This is a genomic window from Nonomuraea sp. NPDC049758 (assembly GCF_040674635.1).
Taxonomy (GTDB): domain Bacteria; phylum Actinomycetota; class Actinomycetes; order Streptosporangiales; family Streptosporangiaceae; genus Nonomuraea.
In genome coordinates this window covers 111,541-130,174 of sequence record NZ_JBFAMZ010000008.1, presented here as the reverse complement: position 1 = coordinate 130,174, position 18,634 = coordinate 111,541, and the positions used below count along the sequence as shown (strand labels likewise).

At 74.6% G+C, this 18,634-nt stretch carries 20 protein-coding genes; 10 read left to right on the top strand and 10 right to left on the bottom strand.

Going from position 1 to position 18,634, the window contains the following annotated elements:
* The first annotated feature begins 69 nt into the window (after positions 1-69).
* The gene (locus tag AB0J46_RS22530) at positions 70-1,674 is read left to right on the top strand and encodes a serine/threonine-protein kinase (protein ID WP_364334995.1); all 1,605 of its coding nucleotides are present in this window, start codon (positions 70-72) and stop codon (positions 1,672-1,674) included.
* A 49-nt stretch (positions 1,675-1,723) separates the two neighbouring features.
* Here AB0J46_RS22530 and AB0J46_RS22525 read toward each other — a convergent pair whose 3' ends face one another.
* The 7 genes from AB0J46_RS22525 to AB0J46_RS22495 all read right to left on the bottom strand — a co-directional run bounded on the left by AB0J46_RS22525 (position 1,724) and on the right by AB0J46_RS22495 (position 7,461).
* Positions 1,724-2,230: a DUF2690 domain-containing protein gene (locus AB0J46_RS22525; protein WP_364334994.1), complete on the bottom strand. Its 507-nt coding sequence runs from the start codon at positions 2,228-2,230 to the stop codon at positions 1,724-1,726.
* 98 nt (positions 2,231-2,328) lie between these two features.
* The gene (locus tag AB0J46_RS22520; protein ID WP_364334993.1) at positions 2,329-3,513 is read right to left on the bottom strand and encodes an ATP-binding protein; all 1,185 of its coding nucleotides are present in this window, start codon (positions 3,511-3,513) and stop codon (positions 2,329-2,331) included.
* The gene (locus AB0J46_RS22515) at positions 3,510-4,193 is read right to left on the bottom strand and encodes a response regulator transcription factor (protein WP_364334992.1); all 684 of its coding nucleotides are present in this window, start codon (positions 4,191-4,193) and stop codon (positions 3,510-3,512) included. The genes AB0J46_RS22520 and AB0J46_RS22515 overlap by 4 nt, the downstream gene beginning before the upstream one ends.
* 107 nt (positions 4,194-4,300) lie before the next feature.
* On the bottom strand, positions 4,301-5,272 hold the full coding sequence (gene pip, locus AB0J46_RS22510) for a prolyl aminopeptidase (protein ID WP_364335455.1): 972 nt from the start codon (positions 5,270-5,272) through the stop codon (positions 4,301-4,303).
* A gap of 87 nt (positions 5,273-5,359) precedes the next feature.
* Complete coding sequence (locus tag AB0J46_RS22505) at positions 5,360-6,355, bottom strand: xanthine dehydrogenase family protein subunit M (RefSeq protein ID WP_364334990.1); 996 nt, start codon at positions 6,353-6,355, stop codon at positions 5,360-5,362.
* Positions 6,352-6,867 carry a 2Fe-2S iron-sulfur cluster-binding protein gene (locus AB0J46_RS22500; RefSeq protein WP_364334988.1) on the bottom strand — a complete coding sequence of 172 codons (516 nt, stop codon included), beginning with the start codon at positions 6,865-6,867 and terminating at the stop codon, positions 6,352-6,354. The genes AB0J46_RS22505 and AB0J46_RS22500 overlap by 4 nt, the downstream gene beginning before the upstream one ends.
* A gap of 171 nt (positions 6,868-7,038) precedes the next feature.
* Positions 7,039-7,461, bottom strand: a complete 423-nt coding sequence (locus AB0J46_RS22495) for a nuclear transport factor 2 family protein (protein ID WP_364334986.1) — start codon at positions 7,459-7,461, stop codon at positions 7,039-7,041.
* A gap of 135 nt (positions 7,462-7,596) precedes the next feature.
* Here AB0J46_RS22495 and AB0J46_RS22490 point away from each other — a divergent pair, with 135 nt between their 5' ends.
* From AB0J46_RS22490 to atpB, 6 genes are all read left to right on the top strand, one after another.
* Positions 7,597-8,190 carry a winged helix-turn-helix domain-containing protein gene (locus AB0J46_RS22490; protein ID WP_352365705.1) on the top strand — a complete coding sequence of 198 codons (594 nt, stop codon included), beginning with the start codon at positions 7,597-7,599 and terminating at the stop codon, positions 8,188-8,190.
* Positions 8,191-8,311: 121 nt separating this feature from the next.
* Positions 8,312-8,884, top strand: coding sequence for an MFS transporter (locus AB0J46_RS22485; protein ID WP_364334984.1), 573 nt, complete (start codon positions 8,312-8,314; stop codon positions 8,882-8,884).
* Positions 8,869-9,585, top strand: coding sequence for a hypothetical protein (locus tag AB0J46_RS22480; RefSeq protein WP_364334982.1), 717 nt, complete (start codon positions 8,869-8,871; stop codon positions 9,583-9,585). Before AB0J46_RS22485 ends, AB0J46_RS22480 begins: the two co-directional genes overlap by 16 nt.
* 140 nt (positions 9,586-9,725) lie before the next feature.
* On the top strand, positions 9,726-11,186 hold the full coding sequence (locus AB0J46_RS22475; RefSeq protein ID WP_364334980.1) for a histidine kinase: 1,461 nt from the start codon (positions 9,726-9,728) through the stop codon (positions 11,184-11,186).
* Positions 11,183-11,776, top strand: coding sequence for a response regulator transcription factor (locus tag AB0J46_RS22470; protein ID WP_364334978.1), 594 nt, complete (start codon positions 11,183-11,185; stop codon positions 11,774-11,776). Before AB0J46_RS22475 ends, AB0J46_RS22470 begins: the two co-directional genes overlap by 4 nt.
* Positions 11,777-11,834: 58 nt before the next feature.
* Positions 11,835-12,611, top strand: a complete 777-nt coding sequence (gene atpB / locus AB0J46_RS22465; protein ID WP_364334976.1) for a F0F1 ATP synthase subunit A — start codon at positions 11,835-11,837, stop codon at positions 12,609-12,611.
* Positions 12,612-12,615: 4 nt separating this feature from the next.
* Here atpB and AB0J46_RS22460 read toward each other — a convergent pair whose 3' ends face one another.
* Entirely contained in the window at positions 12,616-13,491 is an 876-nt protein-coding gene (locus AB0J46_RS22460; RefSeq protein ID WP_364334974.1) for a diacylglycerol kinase family protein, read from the bottom strand.
* A 261-nt stretch (positions 13,492-13,752) separates the two neighbouring features.
* On the opposite strand from AB0J46_RS22460, the gene AB0J46_RS22455 reads away from it, so the two are divergent.
* The 3 genes from AB0J46_RS22455 to AB0J46_RS22445 are packed head-to-tail and all read left to right on the top strand — an operon-like array spanning position 13,753 to position 16,349.
* Complete coding sequence (locus AB0J46_RS22455) at positions 13,753-14,292, top strand: hypothetical protein (RefSeq protein ID WP_364334972.1); 540 nt, start codon at positions 13,753-13,755, stop codon at positions 14,290-14,292.
* 51 nt (positions 14,293-14,343) lie between these two features.
* Positions 14,344-15,015: a response regulator transcription factor gene (locus AB0J46_RS22450; RefSeq protein ID WP_358297590.1), complete on the top strand. Its 672-nt coding sequence runs from the start codon at positions 14,344-14,346 to the stop codon at positions 15,013-15,015.
* Positions 15,012-16,349, top strand: a complete 1,338-nt coding sequence (locus AB0J46_RS22445; RefSeq protein ID WP_364334968.1) for an ATP-binding protein — start codon at positions 15,012-15,014, stop codon at positions 16,347-16,349. The genes AB0J46_RS22450 and AB0J46_RS22445 overlap by 4 nt, the downstream gene beginning before the upstream one ends.
* A gap of 99 nt (positions 16,350-16,448) precedes the next feature.
* Here the strand turns inward: AB0J46_RS22445 and AB0J46_RS22440 are convergent, their stop codons facing one another.
* Both AB0J46_RS22440 and AB0J46_RS22435 read right to left on the bottom strand, forming a co-directional pair.
* A complete protein-coding gene (locus AB0J46_RS22440; RefSeq protein ID WP_364334965.1) occupies positions 16,449-17,411 on the bottom strand; it encodes a hypothetical protein in 963 nt (320 codons plus the stop codon).
* A gap of 90 nt (positions 17,412-17,501) precedes the next feature.
* Positions 17,502-18,614 carry a low temperature requirement protein A gene (locus tag AB0J46_RS22435; RefSeq protein WP_364334962.1) on the bottom strand — a complete coding sequence of 371 codons (1,113 nt, stop codon included), beginning with the start codon at positions 18,612-18,614 and terminating at the stop codon, positions 17,502-17,504.
* Positions 18,615-18,634 lie beyond the last annotated feature (20 nt).

Sequence of the window (18,634 nt, the reverse complement as noted above, 5' to 3'; positions counted from 1 at the left end):
GGGGCGCGGTTTACACCGATGTGTCAATAAGATCGTCGCTGTTGCGAAGATCCGGCGATCGGGAGCACGATGAGCGACCCCGGCGGCTTCGGCCCCCTGGAGATGGACGAACGCGAGCCCATCGGTCCCTACCGGATCGTGGGCCGCATGGGCGCGGGCGGCATGGGCGTGGTCTACGCCGGGGTCGCGCCCGACGGCGGGCGGGTCGCGGTCAAGGTCATCCATCCGGGGCTGGCCGCCGACCCGCACTTCCACGACCGGTTCGTGCGCGAGGTCGAGATGTCGTCGCGGGTGCGCGGGCGGTGCACGGTCGCGGTCCTGTCCGCCGACACCGCCGCCTCGCCGCCGTGGCTGGCCACCGAGTTCGTGCCCGGCCCCACGCTGACCGAGCACGTACGCGACCACGGGCCGCTGCCGCCGGACGACCTGGTCGCCTTCGGGGTGGACATCGCCGAGGCGCTCACCGACATCCACGGAGCCGGGATCGTCCACCGCGACCTCAAGCCGGGCAACGTGATCCTGGCCGCGTCCGGGGCGAAGGTGCTCGACTTCGGGATCGCCCGCGCCCTCGACGAGAGCGGGCTGACCGGCACCGGCGCGCTCATCGGCTCGCCCGGCTGGATCAGCCCCGAGCAGTACCGGGGCGACCAGGCCGACGCCGCCGCCGACGTCTTCGCCTGGGGCGCGCTGATGGTCTACGCCGCGACCGGGCGGCCGCCGTTCGGCACGGGGGCGCCCGACGTGCTCGCCTACCGGGTCATGAGCGTCGATCCCGACCTGTCCGGGGTGCCCGAGGGCGTGCGCGACCTGGTCCGGGCGGCGCTCGCCAAGGACAGGGCGGCGCGGCCGGGGGCGGCGGAGCTGCTCGGCGCGCTCCGGTCGGGCACGCTCCTCCTGCCGCGGCCCCCGTCCGGCACGCTCCCTCTGACACCCCCGCCGCCCCCACCCGGCACACTGCCCCTGACACCGCCCCCGTCCGCCGGACAGCGACCGCTGGGGCCATCTTCGTCCGGGGGGCAGCGACCACTGGGGCCGCCGTCGTCCGGGGCGCAGGGACCGCTGACGCCGCCGTCGTCGTCCGGGGGGCGGGCGCGGTTGGGGTCGGTGGCGGCCGCCGTGGTCGCGGTCGTCGCCGTCGTGGGGGTCGGCGCGGCGTTCGCGCTGAACGCGGCCGGTACGCCGGAGGCGCTGCCGTCCCCGGACGACGGGCCCACCTCCTCCTACACCGACCCGCCCGCCACCTCCGCGGACCCGGACCCGACGAACACCCCGGAGGAGAGCGAGACCCCCGAGGAGACCCACACCCCGGAGGACACCCCGACCGAGACCGACACGCCGGAGAAGACGCCCGAGGCGACGCCCACCAAGAGCAGGCCCCGCACGTTGCCGTGCGCCTCCTCGGGCTCGATCCTGCGCGAGGCCGCCGCGCTGAACGGCGGCAGCCTCCCGCAGGACGCCGTGGTCGCCCGCAAGCGCTGCGTCGGCTCCTGGGTCGCCGCCGAGCTGTCCTCCCCGAGCGTCGGCGCCATCGACCTGATCGCCCGGCGGAACGCCTCCCGGTTCCTCGACGCCCAGATCGGCAGCAACTTCTGCTCCCTGGAGGACCGCCCGGCGCTGGTGGCGAGCGCGCCCGCCTCGATCAAGAGCTTCCTGTGCCCCAACGGCTTCGGCTGATCCACAGCGCGCCTTCCGTCCCCCACCGGCGGGAGGCGCGCAGGCCGGGTCAGACGGCGTCCGTGCAGACGGGCGAGCCGGCGGCGCGGCGGCCGCGGGCGGGCTCGACGCAGGCCCGCGCCGGGACCTCGGGCGCGTACACCTGGTCGGAGTAGATGACCCCGGTGCCCTCGTCGCCGCCCGAATACTGGGTGAGGCTCTTGTCGTCGTAGCCGGCCGAGCGGCCGACCGGCCTGCGCTCCACCCACACGTTGTAGTCCGCGCCCTGCCCCCGCTTGGTGAACCTGGCCCAGTTGACCTGGCAGGTGCCGTCCTTGCCGGGGCCGTACCGCAGTTCGAGGTAGCCGCCGAAGGCCCGGACCCACCTGGACGCCACGGTGGAGGAGCCTGTCGTGCAGCCCGTCAGCGCCGGGTCCTTGCCGTCGCAGGCCGTGCCGGAGCAGCTCCGGGCGGCCGGCCGGCCGTTCGCGGGGCCGTCGTCCGCGTTCGCCCCCGTGACCGGGAACAGGGCCAGAGCCGCCGCCGCCAGCACGGCCACCGTCCGGTGTGATCGCATGCCGCCACCTCCAGGGAGAGATCGGGTTCGTCGGCACGATTGTGGACCGGCCGGCCCGCCCGGATCTGTCATGCGATCTGTGGTGTGTTGGCGGGACGTCATTCGCTCGACGGCAGCGGGATGCGCACCGACACCAGCGTCCCCTCGCCGGGAGCGGCCTCGACGTCTGCGCTGCCGCCCACCGCGCGGGCGCTCTCCCGGATGGAACGGGCGATGCCGAGGCCGGTCGTCGGCGCGTCCGGGTCGAAGCCGCTGCCGTGGTCGAGCACGCTCAGCGCCAGCGTCCCGGACCGGCACTCGGCCCGCACCACGGCGTGCCGCACGCCCGCGTGCTTGCGCACGTTCGTCAGCGCCTCGCGCAGGATGCCGCTCAGCGCCTCGACGACCTCGGCCGGCATGCCCTCGCGTTCCGGCGCCGAACGCAGCCGGCCCGCGTTGAACTCCACCCGCAGCCCGCTGCCGACCGCCTGCCGCACGACCTCCTCCAGGGCGGCGACGACGTCCTCGGCCGGGTCGCCGTCGTCGCCGCGCAGGAAGGCGCGCAGCCACTGAGACTCCTCCGCCACCCGTGCCCTGACCGAGTCGTCGGCGATCCAGCCGTCGCGGGTCAGCGCCTCCATGGTCTGCAGGATCCGGTCGTGCAGCACGCGGGCCGTCCTGCCGCGCTCGCGCTCCTGCGACAGCTGCGCCGAGCGGCGCAGCTCCTCGGCCCTGGCCAGGTCCAGGTCGCCGGCGGTCCTGAACAGGATGCGCATGACGTACGCGGCCATCGTGGCGTTCGTCGTCAGCCCGGCGACGTGCGGCAGCCCGGCCCACCACGCCAGGTCCGCCTGGACGTACCCGAGGACCAGCGCGCCGCCCAGCGCCGCCGTCCACGCCAGCACGACGGGGAACGTGCGGAAGGAGATGCCGGCCATGATGCCGACGAGCAGCACGTACGGCAGGACCGTGCCCGGCCAGCCGTCGGTCACCCGCGAGCCCGCGTAGTGACCGGCGGCGAGCACCGCCGCCGTCACCAGGCCGAGGTCCACGCAGAGCAGCGCGCGCGGCGCGAGCGCGGCGCGGGCCGCCGTGACCACGCACACCAGCAGGCTGACCGCGCCCATCGCCCCCAGCAGGTACGGCAGCGGCCCGAGCGTCAGCCACCGCCCGTCGCCCAGCACCTCCAGCGACCCGCACAACACCAGCGCGCCCACCCGGACGACCACCATGGTGAGGGCCCGGCTGCGCTCCATGCCGGCGACCGCCGTCCCGGGCGGGCGCGGCGGGCGCGGGGGGCTCACGGCCGGTCGCGGCGTTCGAGCCGGTTGAGCGCCGCGCGCGTGAGCTCGGCCTTGTTGCCGACCTGCAGCTTGGCCCTGATGCGCTCGACGTAGGTGTCGACGGTGGCCTTGCTGACGCCCATCCGGCGGCCCACCTGGGCGTGGGTGAAGCCCTGGGCGATGTAGGAGAGGGTCTCCTCCTCCCGGGCCGACAGCCGGGGCCGGGCGTCGCCGCCCTCCGAGCCGCCCTCCGAGCCGTCCTCGGAGCCGTCTGCTCCGGCGGGCGGGCGGGTGTTGTCGTCCAGCTCGCTCTGCAGGATGTCGGCCAGGCCCGCCGACAGGTAGAAGCCGCCCGCGGCCACCGTGCGCACGGCGGCGACGATGAGCTCGGAGGGGGCGTCCTTGGTGACGTAGCCGTTGGCTCCGCAGCGGATCGCCGCCAGCACGTCGGCGGGCCGTCCGGAGGCCGACACGATGAGGACCCGCGTGACGGCCGACAGCTCCTTGACCGCGGCCAGGCACGGCCGGTCCTCGGCCAGGTAGAGGTCGAGGATCAGCACGTCGTACCCGGCGTCGAAGCCGCGCAGGTCCCCGACGGACGAGCCCCGCAGCACCACCTGCAGGTCCTCGTGCCGGTGCAGGAGGTACTCCAGCCCATGGCGGATCAGCTCGTGGTCGTCGATCACGGCGATCCGGATCACGTCTTGCTCCGCGGCAGGCTGCGAACGAGGTGACATGTCAACAACGGTGAGCAGAAGTGTGCAAGACCAGCAAGTCCTGCAAAACCACTACAAGTTCGCATTGTAGATCATGAATCCTGTGGTGCACGGGCGTTCGGACGGTAGCCGTCGGTGGCCCTGACGAGCTCGTGCAGCGTGCCGGGTTCGGCGCCGCCGTGGCCGGCGTCCTCGACGATCCGCAGCTCGGCCTCCGGCCAGGCGCGGTGCAGCTCCCAGGCGGCGTCGGGCGGCGTCTTCATGTCGTAGCGGCCGTTGACGATGACGCAGGGGACGTCCCGGATCGCCGCCACGTCGAGCAGCTCGCCCTCCCGCAGGAAGCAGCGCCGGGTGAAGTAGTGCGCCTCGATCCGGGCGAAGCCCAGCACCTCCCGGTCCGTCAGCGGAGGGGGAGGCGCGGGCAGCAGCGTGTTGGCCGCCAGCTCCCACGCCGCCCACGCCCGCGCCGCCGGCAGGTGCACCTCGGGGTCCGGGTCGAACAGGCGGCGGTGGTACGCGCCGAGCAGGTCGTCCCGCTCGGCCTGCGGGATCGCGTCCCGGAAGGCCGCCCACTCCGCCGGGAACAGCCGGGCCGCCCCCGAACCGGTGAACGCCCACGCCTCGTCGGCCGCGCTCGCCAGGTAGACGCCGCGCAGCACCAGCTCCGTCACCCGGCTCGGGTGGCGGCGCGCGTAGGCCAGGGCCAGGGTCGCCCCCCACGAACCGCCGAACACCTGCCAGCGGTCGATCCCGAGCCGCCGCCTGAGCAGCTCCATGTCCGCGACCAGATGCCAGGTGGTGTTGGTCTCCAGCGAGACCCCGGGGTCGGCGGCGTGCGGGCGGCTGCGCCCGCAGTTGCGCTGGTCGAACAGGACGATCCGGTAGGCGGCGGGGTCGAAGAACCGGCGCTGCACGGGCAGCAGCCCGCCGCCCGGACCGCCGTGGAGCAGGACGACCGGTTTGCCGCCGGGGTCGCCGCAGGTCTCCCAGTAGATCTCCTGGCCGTCGCCGACGTCGAGCAGGCCGCTCTCGTAGGGCTCGACGGGCGGGTAGAACGTCATCAGCGTCATGGCTACCAGACCTACTCGCCCCGGCCGCCCGGCGCGCGGCCGATTCACGCAAGTGCGGCCGATTCGTGCTGTGCGGCCGAGTTACGACGGGCGGGCGAGTTCGGTGAGCGTGCGGCGGAGCAGCCGTGCGGCCAGCACCGGCTTGAAGGCGTTGTGCCGCAGCGGGCGGGCCTCGGCCAGCGCCACGCCGGCGGCCCGCGCGAAGGCGGACGCGTCCGGGACGGCGCCGGTCAGCAGGTCCTCGGCGGCGTGGGCGCGCCACGGCTTGTGCGCCACCCCGCCGAGCGCGATCCGCGCGAACACGATCCGGCCGTCCTCGACGTGCAGCAGCACGGCCGTGCTCACCAGCGCGAACGCGAACCCGGCCCGGTCCCTGACCTTCGCGTACGCCCCGCGCCCCGGCGGGGCGGGCGGCAGGTCCACGCTCGTGACCAGTTCGCCGTCCCGCAACACGGTCTCCACCTGCGGCGTCCGGCCGGGCAGGAGGTGGAAGCCGGTGAACGGCACGCTCCGCGCCCCCCGCGGCCCCGTCAGGTTGACGGTCGCGTCGAGGGCGGCCAGGGCCACGCACATGTCCGAGGGGTGGACGGCGACGCAGCTCGGGCTCGCCCCCAGGACGGCGTGCGCGCGGTTGAAGCCCTCCAGCGCGTCGCACCCCGCGCCGGGCACGCGCTTGTTGCAGGCGGCGGCGGTGTCGTAGAAGTAACGGCAGCGCGTACGTTGCAGCAGGTTGCCGCCCACGGTCGCGCGGTTGCGCAACTGCGGCGAGGCGCCCGCCAGGATGGCGCGGGCGAGCACCGGATAGCGCCGCCGCACCCGCGGGTCGGCCGCGACCTTGGTGTTGCCGGCCAGCGCGCCGAGCCGCAGCCCGCCGCCGGGCAGGTCCTCGACGGCCGACAGCGGCAGGCGCGAGATGTCCACCACCCGGCCCGGCCGCTCGACCTCCTCCCGCATGAGGTCGACGAGGTTCGTCCCGCCGGCCAGATAGCGGGTCGGGCCGCCGTCCGGCGGCGTCGCGGCCATCATCGCGACGGCCTCCGCCACACTGGCCGCCCGCAGGTAGGCGAACTCCCTCACGTCGCGGCGACCTCCCGGACGGCGGCGGCGATGTGGTGGTACGTCCCGCACCGGCACAGGTTGCCCGCCATGCGCTCGCCGAGCTCGGCGTCGGTCAGCTCGCGCGGGGGAGCGGTCAGGTCGGGCGTCGCGGCGCTGGGCACGCCGTCCCGCAGCTCGGCCAGCAGCCCGGCGACCGAGCAGACCTGGCCGGGCGTGCAGTACCCGCACTGCAGGGCGTCGTGCCGGACGAACGCCTCCTGCACCCGCGCGCCCACCTCGTCGTCCGCCAGGCCCTCGACGGTGACGATCTCCATCCCCTCGCACTGGACGGCCAGCAGCAGGCACGCGTAGACCCGCAGGCCGTCGGCCAGGACCGTGCAGGTGCCGCAGGCCCCCTGGTCGCAGCCCTTCTTCGTACCGGTCAGCCGGAGCTGCTCGCGCAGGAAGTCGAGCAGGGACACGCGCGGGTCCGCCGGCGGCTCGTGCGGCCGGCCGTTGACGCGCAGGGGGAGCGGGGCGCGGCCGTCCATCCCAATCCCTCCGGCCGTACGGACTGTGGCGAACACCGTAACCCGCACTGGGCGGGGCGACGTGGTCCGTGCGCCGGTCGAGGGGCAAAACGGTGGCGGGCATTGCCGAATGCGGATCATCAGGCGAGGATCCCGCCGTCGCCCGCGTCCCCCACCGGCGTTCCCAGGGGATCACCCCTTGGCGGTCATGGCCTCCGCGACCGTCAGGCTGTCCTCGTAGATGTGGCTGCGCGTGATCAGCCCGTCCTCGACGGTCAGATGCAGCGCGAACGGCGTGCTGTAGGCGACGCCGGTCGCGCGCACGGTCTGCACGATCTGCCCCAGCACCACGGCGTCCGGCCCGTCGACCAGGATCTGCCGCACCGTGGTCCCGTTCAGCTCCGGCACGTGATGCGCCCCCAGCGAACGGTAGTGCTCGGCCACCTCGGCCCGCCCGGACCTCGGCCGGATCCACGGCACCGCCGGATGCCCCTCGACGGGCCAGCTGAGCTGCCAGTCGACCGGCTCGGCGAACAACTCCGCCACCCGCTCCGGATCGCCCTCGCCGATCCGCCGCAACAACTCCTGCACGATGTCCCGCGTGTCCCTCTTCATACCCCCAGTCTCGCGGCCCGCCTGAACGCCGTCGATTACCCCGGAGGTAACCGCCGGCGGTATCCCGGCGGTATCCCGACGGTATTCCAAAGGAATCCTTGACATCGCCGGGGCGGGTGGCGGAACATTCCAAGCATGTCTTTGGAATCTGCGGGGCGGCGGCTGGTGCTCGACGATCCGGCCGCGATGCGGGCGTTCGCCCATCCGGTCCGGCTGGCGCTGCACGAGCTGCTGTTGCGGTCGGGGGCGACCACCGCCGCCGACGCCGCCCGCGAGGTCGGGATCAGCCAGGCGCTGGCCTCCTACCACCTGCGGCAGCTGGCCAAATACGGCCTGGTGGAGCAGGCCGAGGCGCGCGACGAGCGGGAGCGGCCCTGGAAGGTGACCGCGAGCGTCCAGGTGTGGGACGACGACGTCACCGGGTCCGAGCGGTCGGCCGCCCGCAGTCTGCTGGAGCAGGTCCTGGCCGAGCGGGCGCTGTCACGGCTGGTGGAGTGGCAGGAGGCGCGGCGGGGCGAGGAGGAGCCCTGGCGGGGCGTCGGCGGCATCGGCAACACCTACCTCTACGTCACCCCGCAGGAGATCACGGCGCTCGGCGAGGCCGTCGCCGACCTGCTGCGGCCGCTGATGGCCCGCGTGGACGACGCGGCGGCCCGTCCGGAAGGGGCCCGGCCCGTGCTGGTGACGCAGATGGTGATCCCGCTCGCCCCGACGGCCTCCGGTGACTGAGCGACGTCCCCCGGCCGCGGAGACCGGCCGGGCCGGTGGGCGAACGGCCGATGAGCCGCCGGGCCGGGAGGGTGCGGCTCGTCGGCGGCCGGCGCGGGACGGCGGCCTGCGGTGGTGGCCGATGCGGCAGGCCGGGGTGCGGTGGTGGCCGGCGCGGGGCGGTGGCGGGTGGGTGTCGCCCGGCGGCGGGCGGGGGTTCGGGCGGTTGCTGGTCGCGTCCGTCGTGTCCCAGACGGGCGACTGGGTGATCAGCACCGGCCTGGCGTTCCACGTCTACCGCCTGACCGGCTCCACCCTGTCCACCGCGATCATGCTGCTGGTCTCCCGGCTGCCCGACGTCCTGCTCGGGTCCGTGGCCGGGGTGCTGGCCGACCGCTGGGACCGCCGCCGGTTGCTGGTCGTCACCGACGTGCTGCTCGGGCTCGGGTTGCTGCCCCTGCTGGCGGTCCGCGGCCCCGCCCAGGTCTGGATCGTCTACGCGGTCGCCCTGTGGACCGGCGTGCTCGGCACCGTGCTCGCCCCGGCGCAACGGGCGCTCGTCCCGCAGCTCGTGCCCGCGTCCGGGCTGGTCCGGGCCAACGCTCTGCACGGCCAGAGCGGTCAGCTCGCCCGGCTGCTGGGGGCGATGCTGGGCGGCGTCGCCGTCACGGCGGGCTGCCCGCGATCGTCCTGCTCGACATGGCCAGCTTCGTGATCTCCGCGGTCCTGCAGGCGACCCTGCGTGTCCCGGCCAGGTCGCCGGTCGTGGCGCGGGCGCCGTCCGTCCGCGCCCAGTGGGTCTCCGGGCTGCGGTCGGCCATGGGGAATCCCGGCATCCGGTTATTGGTCGCGTACATGGTGATCACGGGGCTGGGCGAGGGGATCTTCGCCACGCTCGCCGCCCCCTTCGTGGCCGACGTGCTGGGCGGCCAGGGCGACGCGTACGGGCTGTTCCTGTCGGTGCAGGCGGTCGGCGGGCTGGCCGGTGGGCTGGCCGTGGCCCTGCACCGGCGCAACCCCGCGCCACGGGTGCTCCTCGGCTGGGGCACGGTCGCGTTCGGCCTGCTCGACCTGGCGCTGTTCGCCTACCCCCTCGCCATTGACGCGTTGTGGCCCGCACTCGTGCTGATCGCGCTGGCCGGGCTCCCGGCGGCGGCGGCGATGGCCGGGTTCGCGACGCTGGCCCAGACGGCCACCACCGACGAGCGCCGGGGCGGCCTCATCGGGCTGCTCGCGAGCGCCCAGGCCGTCACCTCCCTGCTCGGCATGGCGGCCGCCGGGGTGCTCGGCGAGGTCGTCGGCATCGTCCCCGCGTTGTGTCTGCACGCGGCGGGGCTCGTCACCGCGGGCGTGCTCGTGCTGACGAACCGCGCACCCCATCCCGGGCGTGCCGCTTCCGACGGAAGTCAATCATGACGTTTGTCATGGAGGCGTCTCTGACGGTCGGCACTACACCCGGCGCCGCCACTCCCAGCAGGCTGGTCCCATGCTGAAACTCAAGGACGGCGGCCCCCGGCGGTCGCCGCGCCGGCCGCCGGGCGTTACCGTCGGGCCCTGTGACGGGTGAGGCGGCGGTGCGGGAGGTGGAGTTCGGCCGGGGCCGGACGGCGGCGCGCGCCGGGTCGTGCGGGTGGCTGCTGCTGGTGGTGTGGCCGCTGTGGTCGTTCTTCTCCTCGCGTCCCGGCGTGCTCGCCGTGGCGTGGGTGGTCGCGGCGGTCGCGCTCTTCGTGGCGTGCTGGCTGCGGATCATGTGGCGGGCGCTCAGCGCCCTGGGCGCGGCGACGCTGACCTGGGCGCCGGTGGGGCTGGTGGCCGCCGCGCTGGCGCTGCTGCCGGTGCTGCGGGCGCCGTGGGCGTACGTCGGGTTCGTGTTCGTGGTCAGCGCCCTGTCCGCCTGCCTTTCGCGGGTCGCCTTCGTCGTGTCGGCGGCGGTGACGATGGTCGTGGTGGTGGTCGCGCTGGCGGCGTACGGGCGGTCGTTCGAGCAGGTCTGGTGGGTGCCGCTGGTGATCCTGGTCGAGGCGGTGACGGTGGCGAGCCTGAAGCATCTGGGCGAGATGGTCGCCCGGCTCGACGCCGCCCGCGCCCACGTCGCCCGGCTCGCCGTGGACAACGAACGCCTGCGCTTCGCCCGCGACCTGCACGACACGCTCGGCCACACGCTCACCTCGATCACCATCAGGAGCCAGCTCGCCGCCCGGCTGGCCCGTACCGACCCGGAACGGGCCGCCCGCGAGATGGCCGACGTGGAACGCGCCGCCCGCCAGGCGCTCGACGAGGTGCGCCACGCCGTCGCCGGCTACCGCGCCCCCTCGTTGTCGGGCGAGCTGCGGACGGCGGCCCACAGCCTGGACCTGGCCGGGATCCGGCTGGAGGTCTCGCCCGCCGCCGGGCCCGTCCCGGCCGCCGCCGAGACGCTGCTGGCCTGGACCGTACGGGAGGCCGCCACGAACGTCGTGCGCCACAGCCGCGCCCGCCACTGCCACATCGACCTCGCCGTCGACGACCACACCGCCACCGTCGAGATCCGCGACGACGGCCCCGGCCCCGAATCCGCCGGAGCCGCGGCCCATGGCGACGACGCCCCCGACCCCGGACCCGAAGGGCTCGGGACCAGAGCGGAGGCGGCCGGGCCTGCGGCCTTCAGGGGCGTGGCCGACGGAGGCGTCGCCGCCGGCGCCGGAGCCGCAGGGGGCGGGTCCAGGGGCGAGGGGGCCGGGCTCACGGCTGGCGGACGCTTCATCGGCAGGGGCGGCGCCACCCGCATCGGAGCCGACGGAGCCGGATCCAGGGCCGAGGGGGGCCTCTCCGGTGCTGAAGGGGGCAGGGCCGACGGGGTTGGGGGCGGCGGGGGTGGCGCTGGGGGAGTGGTGGTTCAGGGGTTCGGGGGGGTTGGGGGTAATGGGCTGACTGGGTTGGCTGAGCGGATCGCTGCCGCCGGCGGACGTCTGGAGGCCGGGCCGCTGCCCGGCGGTGGCTACCGGCTGCACGCCCGAGTGCCCTTGGAGGTGCCGTGATCCGCGTCCTCATCGCCGACGACCAGGACCTCGTCCGCGGCGGACTGGCCGCGCTGCTCGCCCTGGAGGACGGCATCGAGGTGGTGGCCGAGGTCGGCCGGGGTGACCTGGTCGAGGCCGCGGTGGCCGAGCACCGCCCCGACGTGGTCCTGCTGGACATCGAGATGCCCGGCATGTCCGGCCTGGAGGTCGCCGAACGCCTGCGCGGCCACCGGGTGGTCATCGTCACCACGTTCGGCCGGCCCGGCTACCTCAGCCGCGCCCTCGACGCGGGCGTGTCCGGCTTCGTGGTCAAGGACGCGCCGGTGGCCGAGCTGACCGCGGCCGTGCGGCGGGTGATGGCCGGCGAGACGGTGATCGACCCCAAGCTGGCGGTGTCCGCCCTGACCGTCGGGCCGAGCCCGCTCACCCAGCGCGAGGCCGAGGTGCTGCGGACCGCCTCCGGCGGCGCGACCGTCGCCGACATCGCCCGCACCCTGTTCCTGACCGAGGGCACCGTGCGCAACTACCTGTCCTCGGCGATCACCAAGACCGGGGCCCGCAACCGCGCCGAGGCCGTCCGCGTCGCCGAGTCCCGCGGCTGGCTCTGACCCTTCGGCCACCCCCCGTAACCCCGTAACCCCGCAACCTCTCAAGAGGAGCTTCGCCATGCCCTCCGACGACTTCCGCCCGCCCGGACCGGAGTTGTTCGACTACCCCGCCCTGTGGGACGGCGCGCCGCTCTGGCTCACCAAGCCGGTGCTGCTGGCCGCCGCCGGCGTGCTCGTGGTGTGCGCGCTGGCCTGGGGCGCCTTCTCCCGGCCCAGGCTGGTGCCGCGCGGCCTGCAGAACGCGGGCGAGTACGCCTACCTGTTCGTCCGCGACCAGATCGCCCGCCCGTCGCTCGGCGCCGACGCCGACCGCTGGATGCCGCTGCTGCTCACGCTCTTCCTGCTGATCCTGCTCTGGAACGTGATGGGCGTGATCCCGCTGCTCCAGTTCCCGGTCACCGCCCACGTCGCCTTCCCCTGGGTGCTGGCCGGGGTGGTCTACCTGCTCAAGCTCTACCTCGGCTTCAGGCGCCAGGGCCTGGCCGGCTACCTCAGGAACGCGATGTTCCCCGAGGGCCTGCCCAAGGCCCTGGCGATCACCCTGTACGCGCCGCTCGAACTGTTCTACATCTTCGTCACCGCGCCGTTCACCCATGCCGTGCGGCTGTTCGCGAACATGTTCGCCGGGCACACGCTGCTGGCCTTCTTCAGCGCGGTCGGCTACTGGTTCCTGGTGGAGCGGCCGACCGTGGGCGGCGTGGCGGTGGGCGTGCTGGGCGTGTTCATGACGTGCCTGCTGACCGCGTTCGAGATCTTCGTCATGTTCCTGCAGGCGTACCTGTTCACCATGCTCACCGCCATGTACCTCGGCCAGTCCCTGCACCCGGAGCACTGACCGGTCAGGACACCGGCGGCGCCAGGACCCGCCAGGCGGCCGGCCGCACGATCCAGGTACGCCGCTCCGCCACCTGCTCCAGCTCGCCGTCCACGCTGGCCGGGACGGGCCCGCCCGCCACGGTGATCCGCCGGCCCCGGAAGGTCTGCACATCCGGGCGGGCGGGGTGCCGGCCGCGGCGCAGCCCGGTGGCGAAGGCCAGCCGCGCCAGCGGTCCCGTGGCGTAGGAGACCACCACCTCGGCCAGCCCGTCGTCGGGCCGGGCCGCCGGGGTCAGCGGCGTGCCGCCGCCGATCGTGGCGCCGTTCCCGACGCCGGCCATGAGCACGCGGCGGCGGCCGGTGCACACCTGGGCGCCGTCCACCCTGATCCGCAGCCGCCATCCGCCCGTCCCCGCGCCCGCCAGCACCGCGCCCACCGCGTACGCGGCCCGGCTGAGCAGCGGCTTCAGCGGCGCGGCCCGCTCGGCGGCGTGCGCCCCCACGCCGAGGTGCGCGGCGTTGACCACGATGCCGCCGTCGTCGTCGATCAGCAGGTCCACGGGCCGTTCGTGCCCCGCCAGCACGACGCGGGCCGCCTCGGCCGGGTCGAGCGGGATGCCCAGCGTGCGGGCCAGGTCGTTGCCGGTGCCCATGGGGATCAGCCCGACCGGGCCGGCGTCCAGGCGGCCGTGCTCCAGCAGCGCGGCGACCAGCGCGTGCACGCTCCCGTCGCCGCCCATCACCACCGGGACCCGGTCGTCGTGCGACCGCGCGGCCTCCCGCGCGTCGCCGTCGCAGACCCGCACGTCGGCCTCCGCCCGCAGCAGCCGCAGCACCTCCCGCGTGCTGTCGTCGCCGACGCCGCCGGCCTGCCGGTTGCAGATCACCAGAAGTCTCACGGGTCCTCCCCTTCCCTTCCGCTGGGCGGATCGGTCTCTTCCCCGGGCGCCTGGCACAATGCCCCGCCGCCGGAACCCGTTCGCAGGGCGGAGGTCCGGCGCGCGGGACGCGGCGGCGCGCTTTCCATGGCATTCCTGATGGTTCCCGACGGCTTCTATGGCGTTCCTAAGGTTCCCCGACGGTGGGGTGAAGGTGGCCGCGGTTGAGTTGCCGCAGCGGGCCGGGCCACTGGGGACCGGCCGCCAGAAGGGCAAACCGACATGAACCCACGAAAGACCGCGCTGGCCCTCGGGGCGGCGGCGGCCCTGACGCTGGCCGCCTCCGGGGCGGTGCCGGCCGCGGCGGCCGGCCCGTGTGCCCAGGTCTCGTCGACGTGCTCGCCCGCTGACGTGGCCAAGGACCACGCGGGCGAGAAGACCGCCGACGTGAAGGCCGGCGTGAAGGCCGGCGTACGGACCGACGTGCGGAAGGACCCCGGCGGCGGGAAGCCGCGCGACGGCAGGCCCGGCTGCGGCCCCGAGAAGACGGACCACCAAGGAAAGCCGGGTGAACCAGACAAGAAGGACCACGGCATCTCCCGGGAGGCGTTCGCCAAGGCGCTCGCGGCCGAGCTGGGCGTCGGGTACGACCGCGCCCTGCACGCCGTCAAGGAGCTGGACGCCCTGACGAAGAAGGGCCGCGTGGACCCGGACTCGGCCGGGTTCGCCTCGGTGGCCGAGCACCTCGGCATCACGCCGGACCGGCTGGAGCAGGCGCTGCGGAACGTCAAACGCGCGCTGGCCGGTGCCGAGCCCGCATAGAGACCGGCATCGATCTTCCTCAGCCGGGGGTGCGGAGGGGAGAGTGGCACCATGCACGTCCTTGTTGCCGACGACGACGAGGCGGTCCGCCGCTCCCTGACCCACGCGCTCACCCGCGAGGGCTACGACGTCAGCGTCGCCGCCGACGGCCTGCGCGCCCTGGAGGCGGCCGGCGGCGGACGTCAGGACGCGGTGGTGCTGGACATCATGATGCCCGGCCTGGACGGCCTGGAGGTGTGCCGCCGCCTGCGGGCCGCGGGCGACCGCACCCCGATCCTGATGCTCACCGCCCGCGACCTGGTCGGCGACCGGGTCGCGGGCCTGGACGCGGGCGCCGACGATTACCTGGTCAAGCCGTTCGCGCTGGAGGAGCTGCGGGCCAGGCTGCGCGCGCTGCTGCGCCGCAGCGCGCCCGCGCAGGGGCTGCTCCGCCACGCCGACCTGGAGCTGGACCCGGCCGCCTGCCGGGCCAGCCGCGGCGGCCGGCCGCTCGACCTGACCAGGACCGAGTACACCCTGCTGAAGGTGTTCCTGCGCAACCCGGGCCGGGTGCTCAGCCGCGAGGTCATCTTCGACTCGGTCTGGGGGTACGACTTCGGGCCGTCCTCGAACGCGTTGTGGGTCTACATCAGCTACCTGCGGGCCAAGCTGGAGGCCGGGGGAGAGCCGCGGCTGATCCAGACCGTCCGCGGCCTGGGGTACGTGCTGCGGGAGGAGCCGTGAGGCTGCGCACCAGGGTCGCGCTGACGGTCGCCGCCGTGGTGGCCGCCGCGCTGCTGGCGGTCTCGCTGGTGGTCTACCCGGCGGCCGCGGCGGGGCTGGCCGGCCAGCACGACGGGGAGCTGGTGCTGGCCGCCGGGCAGGCGCCGCGGCTGCTGGAGTCGCTGAAGGCCGCCGACTCGCCGCTGCCGGCCAGGCCCCTCCCGGTGGGCAACACGCTGCTGCAGTTCTGCCCCGACCCGACGCTGACCGGCCCGACCAAGGGGTTCGTGCCGCTGGCCGAGCAGGACCAGGCGGTCGCGTTCGGCAAGCTGCCCCCCTACTTCCGGGACGTCACCCACGACGGCGTGCGCTACCGGCTCTACACCGCCCCGCTCAACCTGGGCAAGGGCGTCCTGGTGCGCACGGCGTTCCCGCTGAACCGCGACGAGGAGACGCTGAACGCGCTGAAGCTGCTGCTGGCCGCACTGACCCTCGGCGGCGCGCTGGTCGCGGCGGCGGGCGCGCGGCTCCTCGCCGGCCGGGCGCTGCGGCCCGTCGCCCGGCTGACGGCCGTGGTGGAGCGGGTCACCGCCACCGGCACCCTCACCGCCGACGGGCTGGACGGCATGGGCGCCGGACGGGACGAGGTGGCCCGCCTGGCCGGCTCGTTCACCACGATGACGCACGCGCTGCGCGAGTCGGTGCTGGCCCAGCGGCGCCTGGTCGCCGACGCCTCCCACGAGCTGCGCACGCCGCTGACCAGCCTCACCACGAACCTGGAGCTGCTGGAGGAGGGACGCGGTACGGCCGACCCGCATGCCCCGGCCCTGGTGCACGAGGCCCGCGTCCAGGCCGAGGAGCTGCGGGTGCTGGTCAACGACCTGGTCGAGCTGGCCAGGCACGGCGACGTCGAGCTGCACCTGGAGGACGTGCGGCTCGACCTGGTGGCCGGACGCGTGCTGGCCAGGGCCGCGGCCCGCGCCCCGCACGTACGGCTGCGCGGCGAGCTGGCCGAGTGCCTGGTGACGGCCGACGCCGACGCGGTCGAACGGGCGGTCTCCAACCTGGTGGACAACGCGATCAAGTGGAGCCCGCCCGGGGGCGTGGTCCTGGTACGGGTGGACGCCGCGGGCTCGTTGTCGGTGGCCGACCAGGGCCCCGGCATCGCGGCCCACGACCTGCCGTTCGTGTTCGACCGGTTCTACCGCGCCGAGTCGGCCCGTTCCCTGCCGGGTTCGGGGCTCGGTCTGGCCATCGTCCGCCAGATCGCCGAGGCGCACGCCGGATCGGTACGCGCCGAGCCGCTGCGGCCCGGCGTACGGCTGGTCCTCGCGCTGCCCCCGAGCGCGACCTGACACTGAGGGCGCGACCACGGGCGCGGACCCCCGCACCCGCGGCCGCGCCGGTCATGGGGCCGGTCATGGGGGCCGGTCATGGGGGCCGGCGGGCTCCGGTCAGTGAGCCCCGGCGACGGGCACCGCGGGCGTGGCGGGCGCGGCGGGCCGGGGCATCGGGCGCGGCGGCAGCGCCGTCAGCACCAGGCCGAGCACCGCCCACAGCCCGAGCACCGTCAGCGGGACGGCCAGGGCCGCGCCGTCGAAGTAGACCACGCTGCGCACCAGTTCGAGCGCCGACCGGGTGGGCAGCACGTAGCCGAGCGCCGCGTACCAGGGCTCGATGAACGCGGCGCCGAACGGGCCACCGCTGGCCGGCAGGCCGATCGGGATGAACAGCACGGCCGCCGCGATCACGCCGCGCGGCCCGAAGCGGCGCATCAGCCCGTTCACCGACACCGAGACCAGGAAGATCACCGCGCCGGAGACGGCCAGGAGCCCGAGCGGGGCGCCGGTGAGCGCGCCGAGCAGGCCGTCGACGACCCAGGTGAGCGCCAGGCCGCCGGTCACCGCGCCGAGCGCGAGCACCGCGAGGCGCAGCCCCCGGTGCATCATCGGCTGCATGCGCATCGTGAGCACGGTCGTCGCCAGCGCGGTCAGCAGCAGGCCCAGCACGTAGAACATGCCGGACACGCCGGAGGAGTCGCCCTCGGCCAGCGGCCGCACATCCTCGACCGCGAGCTGCCGTCCGGCGGCGCGCTGCATCAGGGCGGTGAAGTGCGGGGCCGCCGTGTCGCCGCCCGCGCTGGCGACCAGCAGCCGGCCCTCGCCCGCCAGGTAGGCGGCCTCGACCTCGCGCCGGAGCACCGCCGCCCGCGCGCCGGCCGCGTCGGCGTACGGGCGCGCGTCCACGGCCCCGCCCGCGGCCTGCTCCAGCCGGGCGGCGTCGGGGCCCACCACGGCGAGCGGCACCCCGTGCGGAACCGGGTGGTGCAGCGCTCCGACGAACGAGCCGATGATCACGGCGCCGACGACCGCGGACACCAGATAGGCGACCGCGACTCGAACAGCGGGATTCTTCATGACGCTCCTCAGTTGTCCACCCGGCTCAGGTCCTGGTGGCGGCCCGCACGACGGGCGCCGCCGCCCTCACCTTGCCGGTTAGAGCGCGCGCTAAGTCAAGGCGTCGGACTCGGATCTGGCCCGCGAATGTTCCAGGAAGTTGAACGTCATCACCACGAGCACCAGGGCGGCCACGGACAGCAGCGCCGGCGCCTGCAACGAGATCGGGATGATCGCCAGGCTGGCCACCGGCATGGCGAGCTGCGGCCCCGACCACTTGCCGAAGATGTGCCAGCGGGCGTAGCAGAACGTCGCGAAGTACAGGGCGCAGCCGCCGAACAGCAGCGCGGTCACGGGTGGGGCGAAGACCTGGCCCGGATGGGAGACGACCTCGGCCATGCCCACTGCCATCGCCATGATCGACCCGATGAAGGCCAGGTGGCCGTAGGAGAAGACGCGCCGGATCAGGTCGGTGCGGATCACGGCCTCGTCCAGGGCCTTGGGCAGCGACTCGGCGGCGAAGATGAAGTACACCCACCACAGCGCGCAGGCCAGCACGAACGTCGCGGCGACCGCGCCGATCGAGCCCACGGCCAGCGGGCGCGCCGACGACGCCTGCGCGCCGATGGCCAGGATCGGCTCACCCATCGCGATGATCAGCAACAGGCCGAACCGCTCGGGTAAGTGATGGGGGTGGAAGGTGACCCGCACCAGGTGGCTGCGGGTCAGCACCGGCGCGGCCAGGTCGATGGCGGCGGCCGCGGCCCAGACCCACACCCGCGTGCCGCTGTCCAGCAGGCCCCCGGCCAGCAGCAGCGGCCCGGTCACGCACACCGAGAGCGTGAAGGGGTTGACCAGCTCGAACGGCCGGCCGCGGAAGTACAGGGCGGCCAGCAGCGAGCGCTGGGCGAAGTAGGCGGCGCCGAACATCAGGCCGCGCTCCTCGTAGGCCAGGGGGGTGGCCAGCGCCATGAACAGGCCGCACAGGCTGAGCGCCAGGATGCCCAGCCGGTCGGGGGTGTTGTTGACGTCGCGGGTGTTGGCGTGCACCGCCATGCCCACCCAGGCCCAGTACGTCGGCACCAGCACGACGACGGCCTGCCCCACGCTGCCCCAGCCGTGGCCGCGGTGGAGCAGGTCGGACAGCTGGGTGACGGCGAACACGAAGACCAGGTCGAAGAAGAGCTCGACCCAGGTGACTTGCTTGTCTGCTTTCGGCTTCATCGAGCGGTGTGACTCCTCGT

Coding starts and splice junctions, on each gene's coding strand:
- AB0J46_RS22455 (WP_364334972.1), top strand. CDS start 13,753: ATGAACCCACGAAAGACCGCGCTGGCCCTCGGGGCGGCGGCGGCCCTG.
- AB0J46_RS22500 (WP_364334988.1), bottom strand. CDS start 6,867: ATGGACGGCCGCGCCCCGCTCCCCCTGCGCGTCAACGGCCGGCCGCAC.
- AB0J46_RS22495 (WP_364334986.1), bottom strand. CDS start 7,461: ATGAAGAGGGACACGCGGGACATCGTGCAGGAGTTGTTGCGGCGGATC.
- AB0J46_RS22490 (WP_352365705.1), top strand. CDS start 7,597: ATGTCTTTGGAATCTGCGGGGCGGCGGCTGGTGCTCGACGATCCGGCC.
- AB0J46_RS22435 (WP_364334962.1), bottom strand. CDS start 18,614: ATGAAGCCGAAAGCAGACAAGCAAGTCACCTGGGTCGAGCTCTTCTTC.
- AB0J46_RS22450 (WP_358297590.1), top strand. CDS start 14,344: ATGCACGTCCTTGTTGCCGACGACGACGAGGCGGTCCGCCGCTCCCTG.
- AB0J46_RS22440 (WP_364334965.1), bottom strand. CDS start 17,411: ATGAAGAATCCCGCTGTTCGAGTCGCGGTCGCCTATCTGGTGTCCGCG.
- AB0J46_RS22485 (WP_364334984.1), top strand. CDS start 8,312: ATGCGGCAGGCCGGGGTGCGGTGGTGGCCGGCGCGGGGCGGTGGCGGG.
- AB0J46_RS22530 (WP_364334995.1), top strand. CDS start 70: ATGAGCGACCCCGGCGGCTTCGGCCCCCTGGAGATGGACGAACGCGAG.
- AB0J46_RS22480 (WP_364334982.1), top strand. CDS start 8,869: ATGGCCAGCTTCGTGATCTCCGCGGTCCTGCAGGCGACCCTGCGTGTC.
- AB0J46_RS22525 (WP_364334994.1), bottom strand. CDS start 2,230: ATGCGATCACACCGGACGGTGGCCGTGCTGGCGGCGGCGGCTCTGGCC.
- atpB (WP_364334976.1), top strand. CDS start 11,835: ATGCCCTCCGACGACTTCCGCCCGCCCGGACCGGAGTTGTTCGACTAC.